General features: G+C 67.1%; 25 protein-coding genes and 1 riboswitch. Of the genes, 12 read left to right on the plus strand and 13 right to left on the minus strand.

The genetic code is table 11. The features are described 5' to 3' along the window. Positions 1-80: 80 nt before the first annotated feature. Positions 81-713 carry a hypothetical protein gene (locus QFZ47_RS16290; protein ID WP_307656608.1) on the minus strand — a complete coding sequence of 211 codons (633 nt, stop codon included), beginning with the start codon at positions 711-713 and terminating at the stop codon, positions 81-83. 117 nt (positions 714-830) lie between these two features. Further along, positions 831-901: riboswitch (S-adenosyl-L-homocysteine riboswitch) on the plus strand. Positions 902-968: 67 nt separating this feature from the next. Here QFZ47_RS16290 and ahcY point away from each other — a divergent pair. From ahcY to QFZ47_RS16310, 4 genes are all read left to right on the plus strand, one after another. Beyond that, positions 969-2,408: an adenosylhomocysteinase gene (gene ahcY, locus QFZ47_RS16295; protein WP_307656609.1), complete on the plus strand. Its 1,440-nt coding sequence runs from the start codon at positions 969-971 to the stop codon at positions 2,406-2,408. Next, on the plus strand, positions 2,408-3,202 hold the full coding sequence (locus QFZ47_RS16300; RefSeq protein ID WP_307656610.1) for a TlyA family RNA methyltransferase: 795 nt from the start codon (positions 2,408-2,410) through the stop codon (positions 3,200-3,202). Before ahcY ends, QFZ47_RS16300 begins: the two co-directional genes overlap by 1 nt. Positions 3,203-3,212: 10 nt before the next feature. After that, entirely contained in the window at positions 3,213-4,037 is an 825-nt protein-coding gene (gene metF, locus QFZ47_RS16305; protein ID WP_307656611.1) for a methylenetetrahydrofolate reductase [NAD(P)H], read from the plus strand. Between the two features lie 89 nt (positions 4,038-4,126). Then, positions 4,127-4,711, plus strand: a complete 585-nt coding sequence (locus QFZ47_RS16310) for a septal ring lytic transglycosylase RlpA family protein (protein ID WP_307658952.1) — start codon at positions 4,127-4,129, stop codon at positions 4,709-4,711. A 24-nt stretch (positions 4,712-4,735) separates the two neighbouring features. Here QFZ47_RS16310 and QFZ47_RS16315 read toward each other — a convergent pair whose 3' ends face one another. Then, entirely contained in the window at positions 4,736-5,686 is a 951-nt protein-coding gene (locus QFZ47_RS16315; protein WP_307656612.1) for a 23S rRNA (adenine(2030)-N(6))-methyltransferase RlmJ, read from the minus strand. Positions 5,687-5,904: 218 nt separating this feature from the next. On the opposite strand from QFZ47_RS16315, the gene rplM reads away from it, so the two are divergent. The 4 genes from rplM (at position 5,905) to mdtD (ending at position 8,815) form a co-directional block, all read left to right on the plus strand. Further along, positions 5,905-6,336 carry a 50S ribosomal protein L13 gene (gene rplM, locus QFZ47_RS16320; protein ID WP_307656613.1) on the plus strand — a complete coding sequence of 144 codons (432 nt, stop codon included), beginning with the start codon at positions 5,905-5,907 and terminating at the stop codon, positions 6,334-6,336. Positions 6,337-6,348: 12 nt separating this feature from the next. Continuing rightward, entirely contained in the window at positions 6,349-6,741 is a 393-nt protein-coding gene (rpsI, locus tag QFZ47_RS16325; protein WP_307656614.1) for a 30S ribosomal protein S9, read from the plus strand. 178 nt (positions 6,742-6,919) lie between these two features. Then, complete coding sequence (erpA, locus tag QFZ47_RS16330) at positions 6,920-7,285, plus strand: iron-sulfur cluster insertion protein ErpA (RefSeq protein ID WP_007827949.1); 366 nt, start codon at positions 6,920-6,922, stop codon at positions 7,283-7,285. A gap of 99 nt (positions 7,286-7,384) precedes the next feature. Next, positions 7,385-8,815 (plus strand): multidrug transporter subunit MdtD, encoded by a 1,431-nt coding sequence (gene mdtD / locus QFZ47_RS16335; protein ID WP_307656615.1) that lies wholly within the window; start codon positions 7,385-7,387, stop codon positions 8,813-8,815. Positions 8,816-8,827: 12 nt separating this feature from the next. Here the strand turns inward: mdtD and QFZ47_RS16340 are convergent, their stop codons facing one another. Beyond that, positions 8,828-9,955: an anhydro-N-acetylmuramic acid kinase gene (locus QFZ47_RS16340; protein ID WP_307656616.1), complete on the minus strand. Its 1,128-nt coding sequence runs from the start codon at positions 9,953-9,955 to the stop codon at positions 8,828-8,830. 43 nt (positions 9,956-9,998) lie between these two features. Then, a complete protein-coding gene (locus tag QFZ47_RS16345; protein WP_307656617.1) occupies positions 9,999-11,339 on the minus strand; it encodes a M23 family metallopeptidase in 1,341 nt (446 codons plus the stop codon). A gap of 158 nt (positions 11,340-11,497) precedes the next feature. Here QFZ47_RS16345 and tyrS point away from each other — a divergent pair, with 158 nt between their 5' ends. Further along, positions 11,498-12,730: a tyrosine--tRNA ligase gene (tyrS, locus tag QFZ47_RS16350; RefSeq protein WP_307656618.1), complete on the plus strand. Its 1,233-nt coding sequence runs from the start codon at positions 11,498-11,500 to the stop codon at positions 12,728-12,730. Positions 12,731-12,751: 21 nt separating this feature from the next. Here the strand turns inward: tyrS and QFZ47_RS16355 are convergent, their stop codons facing one another. After that, the gene (locus QFZ47_RS16355) at positions 12,752-13,360 is read right to left on the minus strand and encodes an OmpA family protein (RefSeq protein WP_370880583.1); all 609 of its coding nucleotides are present in this window, start codon (positions 13,358-13,360) and stop codon (positions 12,752-12,754) included. A 5-nt stretch (positions 13,361-13,365) separates the two neighbouring features. Next, on the minus strand, positions 13,366-13,734 hold the full coding sequence (locus QFZ47_RS16360) for a FecR family protein (protein ID WP_307656620.1): 369 nt from the start codon (positions 13,732-13,734) through the stop codon (positions 13,366-13,368). A gap of 266 nt (positions 13,735-14,000) precedes the next feature. On the opposite strand from QFZ47_RS16360, the gene QFZ47_RS16365 reads away from it, so the two are divergent. Both QFZ47_RS16365 and dtd read left to right on the plus strand, forming a co-directional pair. After that, positions 14,001-14,915 (plus strand): cation diffusion facilitator family transporter, encoded by a 915-nt coding sequence (locus tag QFZ47_RS16365; RefSeq protein ID WP_307656621.1) that lies wholly within the window; start codon positions 14,001-14,003, stop codon positions 14,913-14,915. Beyond that, positions 14,912-15,352 carry a D-aminoacyl-tRNA deacylase gene (gene dtd, locus QFZ47_RS16370; protein WP_307656622.1) on the plus strand — a complete coding sequence of 147 codons (441 nt, stop codon included), beginning with the start codon at positions 14,912-14,914 and terminating at the stop codon, positions 15,350-15,352. Before QFZ47_RS16365 ends, dtd begins: the two co-directional genes overlap by 4 nt. Positions 15,353-15,367: 15 nt before the next feature. On the opposite strand, the gene ybeY is transcribed toward dtd, so the two are convergent. Both ybeY and QFZ47_RS16380 read right to left on the minus strand, forming a co-directional pair. Next, positions 15,368-15,826 carry an rRNA maturation RNase YbeY gene (ybeY, locus tag QFZ47_RS16375; RefSeq protein ID WP_307656623.1) on the minus strand — a complete coding sequence of 153 codons (459 nt, stop codon included), beginning with the start codon at positions 15,824-15,826 and terminating at the stop codon, positions 15,368-15,370. Between the two features lies 1 nt (position 15,827). Next, entirely contained in the window at positions 15,828-16,778 is a 951-nt protein-coding gene (locus QFZ47_RS16380; protein WP_307656624.1) for a PhoH family protein, read from the minus strand. 20 nt (positions 16,779-16,798) lie between these two features. Here QFZ47_RS16380 and ruvA point away from each other — a divergent pair, with 20 nt between their 5' ends. After that, entirely contained in the window at positions 16,799-17,371 is a 573-nt protein-coding gene (gene ruvA, locus QFZ47_RS16385) for a Holliday junction branch migration protein RuvA (RefSeq protein ID WP_307656625.1), read from the plus strand. 15 nt (positions 17,372-17,386) lie between these two features. On the opposite strand, the gene QFZ47_RS16390 is transcribed toward ruvA, so the two are convergent. Genes QFZ47_RS16390 through QFZ47_RS16410 form a run of 5 tightly spaced genes read right to left on the minus strand, consistent with a single transcriptional unit; the run spans position 17,387 to position 21,455 of the window. Further along, on the minus strand, positions 17,387-18,013 hold the full coding sequence (locus QFZ47_RS16390) for a YdeI/OmpD-associated family protein (protein ID WP_307656626.1): 627 nt from the start codon (positions 18,011-18,013) through the stop codon (positions 17,387-17,389). Further along, a complete protein-coding gene (locus QFZ47_RS16395) occupies positions 18,010-18,963 on the minus strand; it encodes a phosphatidate cytidylyltransferase (RefSeq protein ID WP_307656627.1) in 954 nt (317 codons plus the stop codon). The genes QFZ47_RS16390 and QFZ47_RS16395 overlap by 4 nt, the downstream gene beginning before the upstream one ends. After that, positions 18,960-19,676, minus strand: a complete 717-nt coding sequence (locus QFZ47_RS16400) for a lysophospholipid acyltransferase family protein (RefSeq protein WP_307656628.1) — start codon at positions 19,674-19,676, stop codon at positions 18,960-18,962. The genes QFZ47_RS16395 and QFZ47_RS16400 overlap by 4 nt, the downstream gene beginning before the upstream one ends. Beyond that, entirely contained in the window at positions 19,673-20,113 is a 441-nt protein-coding gene (locus QFZ47_RS16405) for a hypothetical protein (protein WP_307656629.1), read from the minus strand. The genes QFZ47_RS16400 and QFZ47_RS16405 overlap by 4 nt, the downstream gene beginning before the upstream one ends. Further along, entirely contained in the window at positions 20,106-21,455 is a 1,350-nt protein-coding gene (locus QFZ47_RS16410; RefSeq protein ID WP_307656630.1) for a phosphatase PAP2/dual specificity phosphatase family protein, read from the minus strand. Before QFZ47_RS16410 ends, QFZ47_RS16405 begins: the two co-directional genes overlap by 8 nt. Between the last annotated feature and the right edge of the window lie 14 nt (positions 21,456-21,469).

Consider the following 21,469-nt stretch of genomic DNA (forward strand, 5'->3'; position numbering starts at 1 on the left):
CCCTCGCCACGATACGCCGCACCGGCACGCCCGCGGTTCCCGCGGCGACAAATTTGCCTGCGGGATTTCCCTTGCTCGGGCTACATCGGCGGCGCGAAGCCGTTGCGCCCGGCGGTGACGCGCAGCGCCGTGGGCACGCCGTCCTTTTCCTGCGCATTGACCAGCACCTTGGCGCCGGGCACCAGCAGGGAATCGGTGCCGGGGCGGAAGGTCACGACCGGCACGTCGGGCGGCACGACGACGGTCTTCTCGCCGCCCTTGTAGGTCAGCCGCAGCTGCTGCCCGCCGCGCACGGATTTCGGCGCCGCGGCCAGGTCGGCCACGGTGGCATTGGTCATGGTGCTCTGCGGCAGCAGGTCCCACGGACGGTGGCCTTCGCCGGTGCCGCGCGCGGCCTCGGGGAACACCACCACCTCGAGCGCCTTCTGCGTGCCGTCGGCCTGCGGCATGGCGGCGGTGCCGATGAAGCTGCCCTGCCTGATGTCGGACAGCTTGATCGGATAGACCTCCGACACGGCCATGTCGGCCGGCCGAACGAGGCTGACGACTTCGCCGCCGCGGTCCTGGACCACGAGGGTCCTGGCATCGATGCGCACGATGGTGCCGCGGATGCGCACGGGGTCGGGGGCTGCCTGTGCGGAGGCCAGGACCGGCGCGCCGGCGGCAAGAAGAACGGCCGAGGCCAGCAAGACCGGGGAGATTCTGACGAGCATGGGAGGAACTTCCGTGGTTGAGAGCAGGTCAATTTACGCCCCGGATGCGAAACGCGCTTTCCGGCATGTGGGATTCCCCGGCGATTGGCTCGCCTCGCCGTCCCGTTTACAATCCGCCGTTCCGAGGAGCGTTGCAGCGCCGCCAGGCGTGAGGCTCGGACCACACATCGCAACCACGCTCACCCGCTGTTCTCGCGGTGAGTCTTTTCCCCCGAACGCAGTGGCACCTTTCAAACTAGTTTTGTTGGAGTTCTCATGAGCGCTGTTCTCAAGCCCACCCCCGTTTCTTCCGCCGACCAGGCGATTGCCGACCTTTCGCTGGCCGCCTGGGGCCGCAAGGAAATCCGCATTGCGGAAACCGAAATGCCCGGCCTCATGGCCATCCGCGAGGAGTTCTCGAAGGCGCAGCCGCTCAAGGGCGCGCGCATCACGGGCTCGCTGCACATGACGATCCAGACGGCGGTGCTGATCGAAACGCTGCAGGCACTGGGCGCCACCGTGCGCTGGGCCTCGTGCAACATCTTCTCGACGCAGGACCACGCCGCCGCCGCGATTGCCGCCGCCGGCACGCCGGTGTTCGCGATCAAGGGCGAGTCGCTGAAGGACTACTGGGACTACACCCATGCCATCTTCGACTTCGGCCCCAAGGGTTCGCAGGGCGAAGGCCCGAACATGATCCTGGACGACGGCGGCGACGCCACGCTGCTGATGCACCTGGGCCAGCGCGCCGAGAAGGACCTGGGCGTGCTCGCCAAGCCCACCAGCGAAGAAGAGCGCATTCTCTACGCGGCCATCAAGGCCAAGCTGGCGGTCGATCCGACCTGGTACACCCGCAAGTCGGCCGAGATCATCGGCGTGACCGAGGAAACGACCACCGGCGTGCACCGCCTGAACGAGATGAGCGCCAAGGGCACGCTGCTGTTCCGCGCCATCAACGTGAATGATTCGGTCACCAAGAGCAAGTTCGACAACCTGTACGGCTGCCGCGAATCGCTGGTGGACGGCATCAAGCGCGCAACCGACGTCATGATCGCCGGCAAGGTGGCCTGCGTGGCCGGCTACGGCGACGTGGGCAAGGGCTCGGCCCAGGCGCTGCGCGCACTGAGCGCGCAGGTGTGGGTCACCGAGATCGACCCCATCAACGCGCTTCAGGCCGCGATGGAAGGCTACAAGGTCGTCACGATGGAATATGCCGCCGACAAGGCCGACATCTTCGTGACCACCACCGGCAACAAGGACGTCATCACGCACGACATCATGGCGAAGATGAAGGACCAGGCCATCGTCTGCAACATCGGCCACTTCGACAACGAGATCGACGTCGCGTCGATCGAGAAGTACGAGTGGGAAGAGATCAAGCCGCAGGTCGACCACATCACCTTCCCGGACGGCAAGAAGATCATCCTGCTGGCCAAGGGCCGCCTCGTGAACCTGGGCTGCGGCACGGGCCATCCGAGCTTCGTGATGTCGTCCTCGTTCGCGAACCAGACCATTGCCCAGATCGAGCTGTTCACCAAGCCCGATGTCTACCAGGCCGGCAAGGTCTACGTGCTGCCCAAGCACCTCGACGAGAAGGTTGCGCGCCTGCACCTGAAGAAGGTCGGCGCGATGCTCACCGAACTGACGGACGAGCAGGCCGCCTACATCGGCGTCGACAAGGCGGGTCCGTACAAGGCGGACACGTACCGGTACTGATGCGCGCTGATCAATTGCTGGTGGAGCGCGGCCTCGCCGCGTCGCGTTCGCAGGCCGTGCGGCTGATTGCCGGCGGCATGCGCTGGCGCGATGCGGGTACCGCGGACGCGTGGCGCGCGGTCGTGAAGAACCGCGACGAGGTGCCCGAGGCCGCCGAGGTCGAACTCGACGATGCGGCCGAGGCGCGCTACGTCTCGCGCGGCGGGCTCAAGCTCGAAGGCGCGCTGGCGGCCAGCGGCATCGATGCCGCCGGCAAGCTGTGCTTCGACGTGGGCCAGTCGACCGGCGGCTTCACCGACTGCCTGCTGCAAGGCGGTGCCGCAAAGGTGGTGGGCGTCGATGTCGGCCATGGGCAGCTGCATGCGAAGTTGCGCGAGGACGAGCGCGTGGTGGCCATCGAAGGCGTCAATGCGCGTGCGCTGTCGCCGGACGATCTGCACGAAGAGGGCGAAGAGCCTTCCGAACTGCGCTTCGACCTGATCGTCGGCGACTTGTCGTTCATCTCGCTCACGCTGGTGCTGCCGGCCGTGGTGCCGTTCCTGGCCGGCGACGGCCACCTGCTGATGCTCGTCAAGCCGCAGTTCGAGCTGCAGCCGGGGCAGGTCGGCAAGGGCGGCATCGTGCGCGACCCGTCGATGTACGCGGTGGTCGAGAAGCGCCTGCGCGATGCCTGCGAGGCGCTCGAACTGCGCGTGCTGCAGTGGTTCGACAGCCCGATTGCCGGCGGCGACGGCAACCGCGAGTTTTTCATTCACGCCGTTCGCGCGGAGCAAGACCAGGCGAACGGTTCTTAAGGAGACGCAGGTGCGCCTTCCGCTGAGCTTCGAATTCTTTCCGACCAAGACGCCTGAAGGCGCGGTCAAGCTGCGCGCAGTGCGCCAGCAGCTGTATGTGCGCAAGCCCGAGTTCTGCTCGGTGACCTACGGCGCGGGCGGTTCCACGCACCAGGGCACCTTCGGTGCGGTGCAGGAGATCCTGTCCGAGGGCGTGGACGCCGCGAGCCATTTCTCGTGCATCGGCGCCACGCGCGCCACCGTGCGCGAGCAGCTGGCCGAGCTCAAGGCGATGGGCGTCAAGCGCCTGGTCGCCCTGCGCGGCGACCTGCCGAGCGGCTACGGCATCGGCGGCGAGTTCCTCTATGCGAGCGACCTCGTGGCCTTCATCCGCGAAGAGACCGGGCGCGACTTCCACATCGAGGTGGCCTGCTACCCCGAGGTGCACCCGCAGGCCCGCTCGCCCGAGGCTGACCTGCAGGCCTTCGCCACCAAGGTGAAGGCCGGGGCCGATTCGGCGATCACGCAGTATTTCTTCAGCCCCGAGGCGTATTTCCGCTTTGTCGACGACGCCCGCAAGCTCGGGCTCGACACGCCGATCGTGCCGGGCATCATGCCGATCACCAGCTCGACGCAGCTCATGCGCTTCTCGGATGCCTGCGGCGCCGAGATCCCGCGCTGGATCCGCCTGCGGCTGCAGGGCTTCGGCGACGACACGGCCTCCATCAAGGCGTTTGGCCTCGACGTGGTGACCGACCTCTGCGCGCGCCTGCGCGATGGCGGCGCACCGGCGCTGCACTTCTACACGATGAACCAGTCGGCGGCCACGCTGGCTGTACTGGAGCGCCTCGGTTGAAGGGGTGGCGTCCTGAAGCGGGCCATCGGCTGCTCACTTCGCTTCGCGTTGCGCTGGTCGCGACAACCTGCGTGCTGGCCGGCTGCGCCATGCCGCCGGCCACCGAGGGCGGGCCGGCCGACAAGGACGCCAAGCTCCTGCCCCTGCCGCGCCAGCTGGCAGTTCCGCCGGGCGCGCCGGCGCGATCGAACGTGCCTTCGGTCCGCTATGACCTCGCGGTATCGGGTACCGGCGAGCCCGACGACGGCGTGCCCGGGGACGGCGGCCCGCGCGATATCTTCGAGCGCGGCGGAGCCTCCTGGTACGGCATTCAGTTCCACCAGCGCAAGACCGCGAGCGGCGAGCGCTTCGACATGATGGCCATGACGGCGGCCCACAAGACCCTGCCGTTCAATACCCGCGTGTGCGTGCGCAGCCTCGTCAACGGCAGCGAGGTGCTGGTGCGCATCACCGACCGGGGGCCTTATGCACAGGGCCGCATCATCGACCTGAGCCGCGCCGCGGCCGAGCGCATCGGGCTGATCGGGCTCGGCATCAAGCAGGTGGCGCTGACGATCATCGACCGCGAGGGCATGCGCTGCGGTGGCTCCGAGGTGGAAGAGGGCGAGGCGCAGGCGCAAGCTCCGGCACCTGCACGTCGCCAGGTGAAGGTGCCGCCGCGCCGCCGCCGATGAGCCCGGAAGAAGGCCCGCAGGAGGCTAGCCGCCCGCGTCGAGCGAGAAGGTGGCGTGCCGGTCCTGGGCCAGCCGCTCGACCAGCTGGGGCAGGGCGGCAGCCAGCAGCGGCTTCAGCGTATAGGGCGGGTTGATCAGGAACATGCCGCTGGCGGGCAAGCCCGGACGCTGGGTTTCGCCCGTCGGCGTGGTGGTCAGCTTGCTCGACTTCACCGTCAGCGTGGCGTGCAGCCAGGGCTTGCCGGCCTTGGTGGCCAGGGTCTTGAGCCGCCGTGGCAGGTCGTGCGCCTCGGGGCGCGGAATGATCGGGTACCAGATGGCGTAGGTGCCGGTGGCAAAGCGCTTGAGCGCCTCGGCCGCGAAGTCGAGCACGCGGCCGTAGTCGCTCTTGATCTCGTAGCTCGGATCCATCAGCACCAGCGCGCGCCGCGAGGGCGGCGGCAGGAATTTGGTGGCGCTGCCGAAGCCGTCTTCGCGCAGCACCGCGATCTGCCGGCCTGCCTCGAGCTGGGCGATGTTGGCGTCCAGCGTGCGGGCATCGGTCGGGTGCAGTTCGAACAGCTTGAGCTTGTCGTGGTCGCGCAGCAGGTGATGCACGATGAAAGGCGAGCCGGGATAGATGCGGGCGCCGCCCTTGGGGTTGAAGTCGTGGATCACGCTCAGGTAGCGTGCAATCGCGTCGGCCAGGGGCGCCTCGGCTTCGGGTGCTACCTTTTTGGTAGCGGACTTTGCAGCAGGGGCCGGCGAAGCAGCTGCTTTCTTGTCGGCCAGCAGGCGCAGCACGCCTTCGGCGGCCTCGCCGCTGGTGCCGGCGTAGTCGCCGTCGAGCCGGTACAGGCCGGCGCCGGCGTGGGTGTCGACCACGGTCAGCGCTGCTTCTTTTTCGAGCAGGTGGTCGAGCGTGGCAATCAGGACCGTGTGCTTGAGCACGTCGGCGTGGTTGCCGGCATGGAACGCGTGGCGGTAACTGAACATGGGGTCAATGGTAACGGCTTGGGCGGGCGGTCGGCTCGAATTTGCCCGGATTGGCCGATTCTTCGTATAATCGCAGGCTTCGCAGCGTTTTTGTAGCCCCGCGGCGAAGACACACCACCGCCCTGGGGGCATGTGCAAACCCACCTAAGAGATTCCCGTCAGAGGAACGCCGACCGTGGAAAAGGGCTCGCCAAACCCTCTTTTCAAGAGAAAAACTCATGACCAAAACGTTCAGCGCCAAGCCCGCTGACGTGACGCACGAGTGGTTTGTGATTGACGCGACCGACAAGGTCCTCGGACGAGTAGCCAGCGAAGTTGCTCTCCGTTTGCGCGGCAAACACAAGGCCATTTACACGCCTCACGTCGATACCGGTGACTTCATCGTCATCATCAACGCCGCGCAACTGCGCGTCACCGGCGCCAAGTCGATCGACAAGGTGTACTACCGTCACTCGGGCTACCCGGGCGGTATCACGGCGACGAACTTCCGCGACATGCAGAACAAGTTCCCGGGCCGTGCCCTGGAAAAGGCTGTCAAGGGCATGCTGCCCAAGGGCCCGCTTGGTTACGCGATGATCAAGAAACTCAAGGTGTACGGTGGCGCTGAGCACCCGCATACCGCCCAACAGCCCAAAGTGCTGGAACTGTAAGGAGCCTTGAGAATGATTGGTGAATGGAACAATGGCACCGGCCGTCGCAAATCGAGCGTCGCCCGTGTGTTTCTGAAAAAAGGCACCGGCAAGATCACGGTCAACGGCAAGGACATCCAAGAGTTCTTCGGCCGCGAAACCTCGATCATGATTGCCAAGCAGCCCCTGGTGCTGACCAACAACCTCGAAGCTTTCGATGTCATGGTCAACGTCAACGGCGGTGGTGAATCGGGCCAGGCCGGCGCAACGCGCCACGGCATCACCCGTGCGTTGATCGACTACGACGCAAGCCTCAAGCCGGCGTTGAGCCAGGCTGGCTACGTCACGCGCGATGCACGTGAAGTCGAGCGCAAGAAGGTCGGTCTGCACTCTGCACGCCGCCGCAAGCAGTTCAGCAAGCGTTGATCCTGTTCGCTGCGAACAAAGCCGCCTTCGGGCGGCTTTTTCATTGCCGCGCCCTTGGCGGGTGTGTGTTCGACCCCACTTGCATTGGGTGCTCGCTGCCGCCTGCCAGCCAGGAATGCGGCATTGCAGTAGCATTGGTCCATTGGCCGCATGTTCGGCCCCCAAGGAGTTACCCCCCATGAGCGCTGTTGCCGAAAACATCCAGACCCAGATGCCCGAACCGATCGTCTTCACCGACAGCGCGGCCGCCAAGGTGGCCGACCTGATCGCCGAAGAGGGCAATCCCGACCTCAAGCTGCGCGTGTTCGTGCAGGGCGGCGGGTGCTCGGGCTTCCAATATGGTTTCACTTTCGATGAAATCACGAACGAAGACGACACCACCATGACCAAGAACGGCGTGTCGCTGCTGATCGATGCCATGAGCTACCAGTATCTGGTCGGCGCCGAGATCGACTATAAGGAAGACCTGCAGGGCGCCCAGTTCGTGATCAAGAACCCGAATGCCACCAGCACCTGCGGCTGCGGATCGAGCTTCTCGGCCTGACGCCCGGCTGATGCTGTCACCAGCATTCGTTCTTTAAGGAAAGCCGCCTTCGGGCGGCTTTTTGCTGCCCGGCGCCTTTCTCTTCTTTCCCGCCATTTCATGACCCTCGCCGCAACGGCCATCGATCCTGCACGCAAGAGCCTGCTCTGGCTCGTGGCGGTCGGCTTCTTCATGCAGACGCTCGACGCGACCATCATCAACACCGCGCTGCCGGCCATGGCGGCCAGCCTGGGCGAAAGCCCGCTGCGCATGCAGTCGGTGGTGGTGGCCTACGCGCTCACCATGGCGATGCTGATTCCGGCCTCTGGCTGGATCGCCGACCGGTTCGGCACCCGGCGCGTGTTCTTCTCGGCCATTGTGCTGTTCGTCATCGGGTCCGTCCTGTGCGCCCTGTCGGTGGGCGTGGGGCAATTGGTGGCTGCGCGGGTGGTGCAGGGCCTGGGCGGCGCCTTGCTGCTGCCTGTGGGGCGACTGGCCCTGCTGCGCACCGTGCCGCGCGGCGAGTTCCTGCAGGCGATGAGCTTTGTCGCCATTCCAGGGCTGATCGGCCCATTGCTCGGCCCCACGCTGGGTGGCTGGCTGGTGCAGTACGCCTCCTGGCACTGGATCTTCCTGATCAACGTGCCCGTGGGATTGGCGGGCTGCCTGGCAACGCTGCGCTTCATGCCCGACCTGCGCGGGGCTGTCGAGCGGCGCTTCGACGGCGCGGGCTACGCAATGCTGGCCTTCGGCATGGTTGCGATCTCGCTGGCGCTCGACGGCGTTTCCGGCGCGGGGCTGCGCCAGGTCAGCGTGCTGCTGCTGCTGGTGTTCGGCTTTGCGAGCGTGGTGGCCTATTGGCTGCATGCCGCGCGCCGGCCAGAGCCGCTGTTCTCGCCCTCGCTCTTCGGCGTGCCCACGCTCAGCATCGGCTTGCTCGGCAACCTCTTCTCGCGGCTCGGGAGCAGCTGCATGCCGTTTCTCGTGCCCTTGCTGCTGCAGGTGTCGCTGGGCTATTCACCGCTTCGGGCGGGGCTCATGATGCTGCCGATCGCGCTGGCCGGCATGGCCATGAAGCGTTTCGCGGCCCCGCTGATCACCCACCATGGCTACCGGAAGGTGCTGGTGGCCAATACCGTCCTGGTGGGGCTCGCGATGGCCAGTTTCGGCCTGACCGGCCCGGACCAGCCGGTGGCGCTGCACATCCTGCAATTGCTGGTCTTCGGCGCCGTCAACTCGCTTCAGTTCACCGCCATGAACACCATCACGCTGAAGGACTTGGACGGCGGCATGGCCAGCAGCGGCAACAGCCTGCTGTCGATGGTCCAGATGCTTGCAATGAGCCTCGGCGTGGCGGCTGCGAGCGCGGTGCTGGCCGGCTACAGCAGCGTTTTCGGCCAGGAGACGGCGAAGCAGACGCTCGACGCGTTCCAGGCCACCTTTGCGAGCATGGGGCTGGTCACGATCGCTTCCGCGCTGATCTTCTGGTATTTGCCGGCAGAGGTGCGCGCGGTGCATCCTGCGCAGCCGGAGGTTTCAGGCCAGGGGTGACGGCCTGCGTGCTCAGGCGGGGTAGACCGCTCCGAGCACGCGGCCGCCCCTTGCGCCGGTCACGCTGGCCAGGTTGCCGGCTTCGCGCCGCACCGTGCTTCGGGCCAGCCAGGCGAAAGCCGCGGCCTCGACCTGCAGCGGAGGCAGCCCATGTGCCGTGGACGCGGCCACTTCCACGCCGGGCAAGTGTGCGCGCAGACGCTCGAGCAGATGATCATTCAGCGCCCCGCCACCGCACACGATCAGCAGATTGCTATTGTTTCCGTAGCGAAGAACCTCAGCTGCACAAACGCTGGCGGTGAACTCGGTCAACGTGGCCTGCACGTCGGCAGGCGCCGCGCCCGCGGCCGGGCCCAGGCAGGCGGAAAGCCACGCGGGATTTAACAGGTCGCGGCCGGTGCTCTTGGGAGGTGGCTTCGAAAAATACGGATCGGCCTGAAGCCGCGCGAGCAGTTCGGGCAGGACCTGCCCGCTCGCCGCCCATTGCCCGCCCCGGTCAAAGGGCTGGCCCGTATGAAGCTGGCACCAGTGGTCCATCAAGGCATTGCCGGGGCCGCAGTCGAAACCAAGCACCGCCGGGTCTCCCGGTGCATCGGCTGCGAGCAGCAGGCTCAGGTTGGAAATGCCGCCGATATTCAGCACCGCCACGGATTCGCCCGCCCGTGCGAACAGCGCGCGGTGGAAGGCCGGCACCAGCGGTGCGCCCTGTCCGCCTGCCGCCAGGTCGCGGCTGCGGAAGTCCGCGACCACGTCGATGCCGGTCAATTCGGCCAGCAGCGAGGGATTGTTGACCTGCAGGGTGTAGCCGACGCCGTCGAACTCGGTGGGCCGGTGGCGCACCGTTTGCCCGTGCGCGCCGACGGCGGTCACCTGGCCTGCGGGAACGCCGCTGTCCGCCAGGAGCTGATTGGCCACGCCGGCGTAGATCCGGGCCAGGCCGTTGCCGGCCAGCGCGGCACGGTGAAGTTCGTTGTCGCCGGGGGTGTTGAGCGCCATCAGCTCGGCCCGCAGCGCTGCGGGAAAGGGCGCCGTGGCATAGGCCCGCACGGCGATGCGGCCGCCCGCGAAATCGGCCAGGACGCCATCGACCCCGTCGAGCGAGGTGCCGGACATCAGGCCGATGAACAGTTCGGCGACCATCGCAGAATGGGAGGCGAGCCGCGCGCTGGGTGCCGCGCGGGGCTCAGTCCGCGCTGGCCTGAATGACCGAGAACGCGGCAGCCAGCTCGGTGCGCGCACCGACCGCCATGCGCTCGAAGGCCGGGCGCAGTGCCGCGGTGATGGGGGCGCCGCCCTCTTGCGCGATGGAAGTGGGGTCCTGGTACTCGCCGTTCACGCGGAATTCGAAGTGCAGGTGAGGGCCCGTGGCCCAGCCGGTGGAGCCCACGGCGCCGACCGTCTGGCCCTGGGTGATGCTCTCGCCGGCCTTGACGTTGATGCGGCTCAGATGGGCGTAGGCCGTCTGCTGGTTGTTGCGGTGCTTGATGATGACGATGTTGCCGTAGCCGTTTTGCGTGCCGGCGAAATCGACCGTGCCGTCGCCGACGCTGCGCACCGCGGTGCCCGTGGGGGCTGCGAAATCGATGCCATTGTGCTGGCGCCAGCTGTTGAGGATCGGGTGCATGCGCATCGCGAAGCCGCTCGACACGCGCGAAAACTCGACCGGCGAGCTCAGGTAAGCCTTGCGCAGGCTGTCGCCATTCGGGCGGTAGTAGCTGCCCTTCTGACCCGCAGGCTGGAACCACACGGCCTGGTGCACCTTGCCGCCGCTCTCGAACTCGGCCGAGAGCACGCGGCCGCTGCGCAGCGCCTGGCCGTCGGCCTCGAAGGTTTCGTACACCACGGCGAAACGGTCGCCCTTGCGCAGCGCGCGCACGTCGACGTCGCCCGCGAAGATGTCGGCCAGCTGGCTGGCGACTGCGTCGGGCACGCGGGAGTCGTCGGTGGCGGCGAACAGCGAGGTGCGGATGGTGCCGCTGGCCAGGCGCGTGCCCGGCGTCAGCGTGTCGCGTTCGGTGAGCGCCACGAAGCCGACCGGCGTGCGCTCGATGACGAAGCGCTTGAAGCCGCCATCGCCATCGGGAATCCAGCGGGCGCTCAGTTTCTTGAGTTCGTTTTCCTGCGTAGCCTCGGCCGTGACGGTGCGCCCTGCGCGCGCGAACAGGGCATTGCGGGCTTCACTGCTGCCGCGCACGAAAGCCGTGGCGGCCGGATCGGAAATGCCCAGGCGCTTCAGCAGGGCCTCGGCCGTGTCGCTGGAGCGCGTGATATCGGTGCGAAACAGCGTGAAGCTGAAGTTTTCCAGCGATTCGCTCTGTTGGGCGAAAGACAGTGGAGCAGTCGCCTCGAGGACCTGCTTGACGGGGAGGTCGGAAGCGTCGGGGCCCAGGGAGGCCACCGCCAGGGTTCCGGCGCTCAGCAAGGCAGCCGCGATGAGCGCGGTGATCTGCTTGGGATAGGTCCGGAATGTATAGGCCACGCGAGAAGCAAGTAGCTCCTCGGCGGCGAGAATGCCGTTGATCAAACTGTGAATTCCAGCTCAGGTTCTGCAAATCCGCGCTGCAAAGCCCAGGACGGACAGGGCGGCAGGACGGTGCGGAAAAAAGCGCCGCTTAGAATTCGGCGCAAGAAAAGTCGGGCTGAGTATAGCTTCGGCAACCTGAAAATCAGCTGAAAAAGCCTATGAATGCCGAATCTGTTACATCCACAAGCCTCTCGGATGGTGTAAGACGAGCGCTCGAAATATCGCTCCGGGGCACCCACGAACTGCTCCCCCAGGACGAATGGGTGCGCAAGCTCCAGCGCTCGGAAGCCACCGGAACGCCGCTGCGCATCAAATTGGGGCTCGATCCGACCGCCCCGGACATCCACATCGGCCATACGGTGGTGCTCAACAAGATGCGGCAGCTGCAGGACCTGGGGCACCGCGTCATCTTCCTGATCGGCGACTTCACGACCACCATCGGCGACCCCTCGGGCCGCAACAGCACGCGTCCGCCGCTGACACGCGAGCAGATCGAAGCCAACGCGCAGACCTACTACCGGCAGGCCAGCCTGGTGCTGGACCCCGAAAAGACCGAGATCCGCTACAACTCCGAGTGGAGCGACCCGCTGGGCGCCCGCGGCATGATCCAGCTCGCGGCCAAGTACACGGTGGCGCGGATGATGGAGCGCGACGACTTCAACAAGCGCTTCAACGCCGGCCAGTCGATCTCGGTGCACGAATTCCTCTATCCGCTGATGCAGGGCTACGACTCGGTGGCGTTGAAGAGCGACCTCGAACTCGGCGGCACCGACCAGAAGTTCAACCTGCTCGTCGGCCGCCATCTCCAGCAGGAATACGGTCAAGAGCCGCAGTGCATACTCACTATGCCGCTGCTGGAAGGGCTCGATGGCATCGAGAAGATGTCCAAGAGCAAGAACAACTACATCGGCATCAGCGAAGACGCCAACACCATGTTTGCCAAGGTGCTGTCGATCTCCGACGAGCTGATGTGGCGCTGGTACACGCTGCTGAGCTTCCAGTCGCTGGGGCAGATCGAGGCGCTCAAGGCAGAGATCGCGGCCGGCCGCAATCCCAAGGATGCGAAGGTGGCACTGGCCAAGGAAATCACCGCGCGCTTCCACAGCGCGGCGGCGGCCGAGGCGGCGGAACAGGACTTCATCAACCGCAGCAAAGGCGGCGTGCCCGACGACATTCCCGAGCTGTCATTGGCAGGTGCGCCGCTGGGCATTGCCCAGCTGCTCAAGCAGGCCGGCCTCGCGCCCTCGACCTCCGAAGGCAACCGGCTGATCGACGGTGGCGGCGTGCGCGTCGACTCCGTGGTGATCGGCGACAAGGCGCTCAAGCTGCCCGCGGGCAGCTATGTGGTGCAGGTCGGCAAGCGCAAGTTTGCGCGCGTGACCGTCAGCTGACGGCGCTGGTCCGCGGCCCTGTCACCGGACTTCGATGGTGACGCGCCGGTTGCGCGGCTCGTCCACCTCGTCGGCGGTGGGTACCGCGGGTTCGCGCTCGCCGCGGCCCACGGCCTCGATCCGCGCCGACGGAAACTGCCGCTCCACGAAAAGCTGCGCCACTTCCTGCGCGCGCCGCTGCGAGAGCATGTCGTTCTGCTCGAGTGCGCCCTTGGTGTCGGTGTGCCCGGTCACCACGATGTCGCTGCCGCTGCGCGTTTGCGCGGCAGTCAGCGCCTCGTTCATGACCTGTTGCGACGCCGGCGTGAGCGTGGTGCCGCCAACTTCGAAATACACCGTGTAGCGCTGCGGCGCGGGCGGCCGCATGTCGAACAGGATCTTGTGGTCCGCCTGCACCCTGGCGGGGTCGGCCTGGTCGACCACCGGCGCGCCGGAAGCACCGACCGCGGCCGTTGCACGCTGGTAAGGCCGGGAAAGAACTTCTTCGCCATCGTTCGCGCGCACGATCACGGCGGAAGGTTTGTCATCCGCCTGGGGCAGCAGCACCACGCGGGTGCCCGGCGTCGAACATGCGGCAAGCAGCGCAGTGACCAGCACGGCAACGACAAGGAAAGCCCGGTCCGTCGTCATCTTCCTCATGGCTGGCCGTCGGTCTGCACGATGAAGTCGGTTCCGCGAATGCCGATGGTGGCGGTTTGCGTCTCCACCCGTATCGCGTCGGGATTGGTCTTGCCGATCAGGCCGGTGATCATGCGCATGGAGCCCCGCAGCAGCGAAACGAGCACGCCACCTTCGTGCGTGGTGGCGTTGAAATGGAATTCCTTCAGGTCCAGCCGCGACGAAGGCCCGACCACCAGCGTCGTGTCGTCGCGCAAGACCACGGAAGCGGAAGAATCGGGACCGGTCACGATGCGGTCCACGGCCGCCAGCGCGTCGCCGGCGTTGGCCGCGCGGGGCGTGCCGGCGGTGCTGAGCAGCTGCACGCTGCCCCGCACCGATTTCACGAATCCCGCCTGAGGTTCTGCAGTGGGGACGGAGCCTGCAGGACGCGAAGGCGCCTGTGCTTGAGCCAACGCCGCTGCGCCCCAGAAGGCGAAGCCCCCCACGGCGATCAGGATTTTTTTCATCATCGTTCTTCTGCGAATGTTTCGCGGTGCCACAAATACTAAATACATCGAGTCGGCAGATGGAGTCCGCGCTCGATAATTCGATCGCGGATGCGGACCTTTGCCGCATTCTTGCCGACTTTTATCGCCTACGCCTTCCCCGCATGACTTTCACGCCCAAGACGCTGCTTCGTGTTTCCATTGCGGTTGCGCTCGTCACCATCCTGCTCAAGGGCCTGGCGGGCTATGTGACGAACTCGATGGGCTTGATCTCCGATGCAATGGAGTCGTTCGTCAACCTTGCCAGCGCGATGTTCGCCCTCGCAATGGTGACCATCGCCTCGCGGCCGGCCGACGAGGACCATCCCTACGGCCATCACAAGGCCGAGTATTTCTCCTCGGGCTTCGAGGGCATCCTGATCGTCGGCGCCGCAGCCGCCATCCTCTGGGTTTCGGTGCAGCGGCTGCTTTCGCCGCAGCCGCTGGAGCAGCTGGGCTGGGGGCTCGGGCTCTCGGTGGTGAGTTCGGGCTTCAATGCGGCCCTGGCTTTTGCGCTGTTCCGCGCCGCGCGAACGCACCGCTCGATTGCGCTCGAAGCCGATGCGCGGCATCTGATGACCGACGTGTGGACCTCGGCCGGGGTGGTGGTCGGCATCGTGGCGGTGCACTTCAGCGGCTGGCTCTGGCTCGACCCGGTGCTGGCCATTGGCGTGGCGCTCAACATCGTGCGCGAAGGCGTCAGGCTGGTGTGGCGCTCGTCGCAGGGGCTGATGGACGAGGCCCTCGACCCCGAAACCATTGCCACGCTGCGCACCACGCTCGACCAGTTCGCCGCACGGATGCCGGAAGGCACGCGCATGCGCTTCGACGACATGGTGACGCGGCGCGCGGGCCAGCGCCGCTTCGCCGACCTGCACATGCATGTGCCCGGCGAGTGGACGCTGCAGCATGCCGCCGCGATGCGCGATGAGCTGGAACAGGCGCTGATGGACGCCGTGCCGGGCCTGCGCGTGACCATCCAGCTGCTGCCGCTGGGCATGGAAGCCCGCGGTCCACGAGCCGAGGAAGAAGCAGCATGAAAGCCGTCGTCCAGCGCGTGGCCAGCGCGCGTGTCGACATCGCCGGGCAGACCGTCGGCGCGATCGGCGCCGGCCTGCTCGTCCTGCTGTGCGCCGAGCGCGGCGATGCCGATGCGATGGCCGACCGCATGCTGGCCAAGCTGTTGAAGCTGCGCATCTTTTCCGACGAGGCGGGCAAGATGAACCGCAGCGTGCAGGACATCGGCGGCGGCCTGCTGGTGGTGAGCCAGTTCACGCTGGCCGCCGACGTGAGCGGCGGCAACCGGCCCAGCTTCACGCAGGCGGCGGCGCCCGACGAGGGGCGGCGGCTCTACGACTATTTTGTGGCGCTGGCCCGCGCCGCACACCCGGTGGTGGCAACGGGCGAGTTCGGCGCCGACATGCAGGTGCACCTGGTCAACGACGGGCCGGTCACCATCCCGCTGCAGATGGCGTAGCGCCGCGCGCGGGCCTCACCGTCCGTACGGATTGCGGATGCCAAGGCCCGCGAGGATCTCGATCTCGCGCGCTTCCATGGCCTCGGCGTCGGCCTCGCCGGTCTCGTGGTCCCACCCTTGCGCATGCAGCGTGCCGTGAACCAGCAGGTGCGCGTAGTGGGCGGCCAAGGTCTTGCGGTGTTCCCTCGCCTCGCTCGCGACCACCGGCGCGCACAACACCAGATCGGCCATCACCATCGGGCTCTGGGCATAGTCGAAGGTCAGCACGTTGGTCGCGTAGTCCTTGCCGCGGAACTCGCGGTTCAGGCGCTGGCCTTCCTCGGCGTCGACGATGCGCACCGTGATCTCCGCGTCGATCTCGAGTGCATGGCGGATCCAGCGCGTCACGCTGTGGCGCGGCAGCGCGGCGCGGTGCCGTTCGACGCCCTTGAAGCGCGCGAACTGCAGCGAAAGGGACAGTGCGGGCAGCGCCATCTCAATGCGCTCCGGCGCGCTTGCGTTGCCCGTCGTAGGCATCGACGATCTTGGCCACCAGCGGATGCCGCACCACGTCGGCGCTGGTGAAGTGCGTGATCGAAATGCCGTTCACGCGCCTGAGCACGCGCTCGGCGTCGATGAGGCCGCTCAGCTGCTGCTTGGGCAGGTCGATCTGGCTCACATCGCCCGTCACCACCGCCTTGGCACCGAAGCCGATGCGCGTGAGGAACATCTTCATCTGCTCGACCGAGGTGTTCTGCGCCTCGTCGAGGATGACGAAGGCGTTGTTCAGCGTTCGTCCGCGCATGAAGGCCAGCGGTGCAATTTCGAGCGCATTGCGTTCGAAGGCCTTCTGCACCTTCTCGTAGCCCATCAGGTCATAGAGCGCGTCGTACAGCGGCCGCAGGTAGGGGTCGACCTTCTGCGTCAGGTCGCCCGGCAGAAAGCCGAGCCGCTCGCCGGCTTCCACCGCCGGGCGCGTGAGCACGATGCGCTGCACCGCGGCGCGCTCCAGCGCATCGACCGCGCAGGCCACCGCGAGGTAGGTCTTGCCGGTGCCGGCCGGGCCGATGCCGAAGGTGATGTCGTGCTTGGCGATGTTGTCGAGGTACAGCGCCTGCGTGGGCGTGCGCGCGCGCAGGTCCGCGCGGCGCGTGACCAGCATGGCCGAGTCCTCGTCGCTCATCGAGCCGTCGCCCGCGAGCGTGAGCTGCACCACGGCCGGGTCGATCGGGCGCTGCGCGATCTCGTAGAGCGCCTGCAGCACGTCCATTGCGCGCTGGGCGGGAGCCTTGGGGCCGTCGACCTTGAACTGCTCGTGGCGGTGCGCGATCTTCACCCCCAGGGCTTCCTCGATGCGGCGCAGGTGCGCGTCCAGCGGGCCGCACAGGTGGCCCAGGCGCGAGTTGTTGGGAGGAGCAAAGGTGTGTCGCAGAATCACGCCGGACATTTCAAGGAAAAAGGGCACCCATGATAGGCAAACTCACCGGCATCCTGGCCGAACGCAACCCCCCGCAGGTGGTGGTGGACTGCAACGGCGTCGGTTACGAGGTCGATGTGCCGATGAGCACGTTCTACAACCTGCCCGGCACCGGAGAGCGCGTTTCGCTGCTCACGCACTTCGTGGTGCGCGAGGACGCGCAGATTCTCTACGGTTTCGGCACCGCCGAGGAGCGTGCGGCCTTTCGGCAACTCATCAAGATCACGGGCGTAGGCCCGCGCACCGCGCTCGGCCTGCTGTCGGGCATGAGCGTGGGCGAGCTGTCGCAGGCGATCACGACGCAGGAGCTGGGCCGGCTCGTGAAGATCCCGGGCATCGGGAAGAAGACCGCCGAACGGCTGCTGCTGGAGCTCAAGGGCAAGCTGGGCGCCGACATCGGCACGCCCGCGCACGCGGCCTCGGACGCGCAGGCCGACATCCTGCAGGCGCTGGTCGCGCTGGGCTACAGCGACAAGGAAGCCGCGCTCGCGCTCAAGGCGCTGCCGAAGGATGCGACGGTGAGCGAAGGGATCAAGCTGGCGTTGAAAGCATTGGCGAAGTAGGGTGCCGGGCCTGCTTCAGGGATGGATCTTCTCGCCCTTCGCGAGCATTTCCACGAACTGCGCGATGCGCTTCGCCCGCGTCTCGGGCTTCTTCGCGCCCTGGGTGCGGAACAGCACCGAATAGCGGTTGCGTGAATCCAAGGTGGCGAAGAAGGCGGCGGCCTTGCGGTTGGCATCGAGCGCGGCCTGCAGGTCGGGCGGCACGGTGGCGATGCTCTGGGCGTCGTAGGCTGCATCCCAGCGGCCGTCGGCGCGGGCGCGCTCCACTTCGGCCAGGCCGGCGGACTGCATGCGGCCGTCGTCGATCAGCTTCAGGGCCTTGTCGCGGTTGATCTTCGACCAGGTGCTGCGCGGCGTGCGCGGGGTGAAGCGCTGCAGGAAATACTGCTCGCCGTCGCCCTTGCGCTGGCCGTCGATCCAGCCGTAGCACAGCGCAAGCTCGAGCGCCTCGGGGTGGTCGATGGAGGCGATGCCGCTGGCCTTCTTGGCCATGCGGATCCACACGCCGGCCGCGGTGGCATGGTGGCGTTTCAGCCAACGCTCCCATGCGGCGGCGCTGGTGCATTCGACCGGCGTGTCGTGCACAACGCGCTCGGCGGCCGCGGGCTTTCTTGCGCGCGTGCTGGCGCTGCTTGTGCTCATGGCACCCACCAGTAGCGCAGCGCATGAAAATAGATCGGCGCCGCGAAGATCACCGAATCGAGCCGGTCGAGCATGCCGCCGTGGCCCTCGATCATCGAGCCCCAGTCCTTCACGCCGCGGTCGCGCTTGATGGCCGACATCACGAGCCCGCCGAAGAAGCCCATGAGGCAGATGGTGAGCGCCATCAGCGCGGCCTGCCAGGGGTTGAACGGCGTGGCCCAGGAGAGCGCCGCACCGAGCGCGGTGGCGCTCGCCACGCCGCCAACCAGGCCTTCCCAGGTCTTGGAGGGCGAGAGCTCGGGCGCCACCTTGCGCTTGCCGAAGAGCTTGCCCCACACGTACTGCAGCACGTCGCTGCCCTGCACCACGATCACGAGGAAGGCGATCAGCAGCAGGTTGCGCCCTTCGAAGCCGGGGATCTGCAGCGTGAGCAGCGCTGGCACGTGGCTGATGCAGAACACGCAGACCATCAGGCCCCACTGGATCTTGGAAGTGCGCTCCAGGAAGCGCTGCGTGTCGCCGCCCACGGCCGCGAGAATCGGCAGCACGAGAAAGGCGTAAACCGGGATGAAGATCGAATAGAGCCCGTACCAGTCGATCCACACCAGGAAATACTGCACCGGCAGGCCGATGTAGAAGGCCGCCGCAATCGCATGATGGTCGCCGCGCCGCGTGTAGGCCAGGCTGATGAACTCGCGCAGCGCATAGAACGAGATCAGGTAGAACAGCACGATCACGCCGCCTTTGCCGAATGCAAAGGCCAGGCCGATCACCGCCACCATCACCCACCACGCATTGACGCGCGCATTGAGGTTGTCGATCACCGAGTTCGGCTGCCCCGATGCCACGCGCCACTTGAGCAGCGCGCCGATGGCCGAGGCGAGCATCAGCACGCCGGCCACGCCGCCGAACAACTGCAGCGTGGTCTGGGTGGAAGGGGAGATGTTCATGGCGTCGTTGCTGGTTTTTCTTGTTCTGGCAGGCGGTCGTACTCGGGGCGCAGGTCGAGCATGGCGGCGCGTGCGCGCGCGAGGAACACCGCCTTTTCTTCACCTTCGGCCAGCCGGATCGGCGTGCCATAGCGCACCGTGCACGCCAGCGGAATCGGCACCAGCGTGCCCTTGGGCAGCACGCGCTTGAGGTTTTCGATCCACACCGGCACCAGCCGCACATTGGGGCAGGCGCGCGCCAGGTGGAACAGGCCGCTCTTGAGCGGCAGCAGGATCTCGTCGCCGGTGTTGCGCGTGCCCTCGGGAAACATGATGAGCGAGTCGCCGCCCTCCAGCGCCGCCTTCATCTGCTCGACCGGGTTCTCGCCCTGGCCCGAGCCGTCGCGCCGGATCATGAGTGCGTTGAACACGTCGGCGCCGATGAAGTGGCGCAGCTTCGAGGCATTCCAGTAGTCCTGCCCCGCCACCGGCCGCGTGAGCGCGCGCAGGTCGGGCGGCAGCGTGGCCCACAGCAGCACGAAGTCGCCGTGGCTCGTGTGGTTGGCGAAGTAGAGCGTCTGCTCGGCCCTGGGCGTGGTGCCGCTCCAGATGGCGCGCACGCCGGTCAGGAGGCCGGCCGCGCCGATGATCAGCTGGCCCGCGACCACGGCCAGCGCGCGACGCAGCACCGTGCTCTGGGGCCGGTAATTTTTGTTGTCGTCTTCTTCGGTCAAGAGAGGTCCTGTGTCATCAAGGCAAGCAGAAACATCGCGCTCTGGCAGGCGACCACGATGGCATGACGCTGCATGAGTTGGCGGGTGCCCTGCACGCGGTCATCGAGCGGGCGAACGGCCTTCGACGCCTCTGCGTTGCGCAGGCCGAGCCGGTCGAGCGCGGTGTCGAGCGCGTCCAGCGATGCGATGGCGCCGCGCGCCAGATCGGCGAACAGCGCCTGGTCGAAGCGCAGCCTGAACGCGAAATAGCGCTCGAGCGCGCCCAGCACCAGCACCGCGCCGAACCCCATGGCGGCCGTGCTCGACAGCGAGCGCAGCGTGAGCGCGAGCACCAGCGCCGCAATGCATGTGAGTGCAAAGCCCCACGCCGCCAGCACCGCTGCGGCGCGCAGCAGCGCGGCCAGCGAGGCGCAGGTGGCGCGCTCGTTGTCAGTCATGAGGCGGTGCTCCCGGCGCGGCGGTGCCCAATGGCTCGAGCGAGATCCGCCACGCGGGTCGCAGCACGATCTGCGGACGCGCAAGGCGCACGGCATCCTCGGCCTGCGCCAGTCCGCCCACCGCACCGTAGCGGCCCAGCCAGGCGATCACGGCGGCGGCGCTGCGCGAAAAGCCCAGCGCGCAGCACACCCACACGGCCGCGCCTTCCGCATTGCGGCGCTGCCCCTCGATGACCGCGGCCGCGCGCTGCAGCCGCACGGTCGGCGGCACGGTCAGGTCGAGGATCGGCACGCAGCGCGCATGCGGCACGCCGCCCGGCATCTGCAGTTCGGCGCACAGGCTCACGAGCCGGGGCCGGCCGGCAGCGATCCATTCGGCCTTCGTCGGCAAACGGCCGAGCAGCAGGCCCGGCACCACCTCGACCGAAGCTGGCAGCCTGCGCGTCCAGAGCCATGCGTTGACGGCCGCGCCGAGCCGATAGGGCGCGAGCAGCCAGCGCGCAGCCCAGCCCATGCGGCCCCGGCCGTTCATCTGGAAGCCGCGGGCGCCAAAGCCGATGTAGTTGAGCGCCACCAGCGCCAGCGAGGCCGAAGGCCAGGCGAGCCACAGCGCAACACCGCCCAACTGCATGGCCGCCGCAAGGAACAGCACCGCACCCACGGCGTAGAAGCTCGCGAGCTTCCAGCGCTGCGCGTCGCGCGTGCATTGCCAGGCGCGCGGCATCGAAACCGTGCGCTCCAGCGGCCAGAGCCAGACGCAGAAGAGCCCGAGCAGCGCGCCTGTAGGAATGTCGATGAAGTGGTGCTGCCAGGTCGTGAGCACCGAGGCGCAGATCGCGAACGCCCACACATGCAGCACCAGCCTGGCCCATGCGGCGCGCAGGAACTGGCGATACCAGTCCCACAGGATCACCGCCAGCGCGATGTGCAGCGAAGGCGCCTGGTTGTAGGGCTGGTCGAAGCCGCGCAGGGCGTTGAACAGGAAGGCCGGCGCACCCTCGACTGCCGGCTGCCCGAAGCTGAAATGCAGCGGCCAGATCACGAAGCAGATGCAGGCGATGAGCGTCGCGCTCACGAGCCGCAGCGCGTGCCGGTCGAGCGTGTGCCTGCTGCGCGCCAAGAAGAGCGAGAGCGCATAGAAGACGTTGATGGTCCAGTACGGAAAGATCGTCCAGGCCCAGAAGGGCAGCTGCCGCTCCCACTCGAAGGCCATCGAGGGCACCTGCGTGCGCGTGGTGGCCCACCAGTTGGCCAGGCCGTAGGTGGCATAGAACAGCGGCCCCAGGAACACCAGCCATGCGGCGGCGCGCTTCCAGGGCCGTTGTGCCAGCCAGTGTTTCATCTGGCGCGAAGCCC

It is taken from the genome of Variovorax paradoxus (genome assembly GCF_030815975.1).
In the GTDB taxonomy this organism is placed as follows: domain Bacteria; phylum Pseudomonadota; class Gammaproteobacteria; order Burkholderiales; family Burkholderiaceae_C; genus Variovorax; species Variovorax paradoxus_N.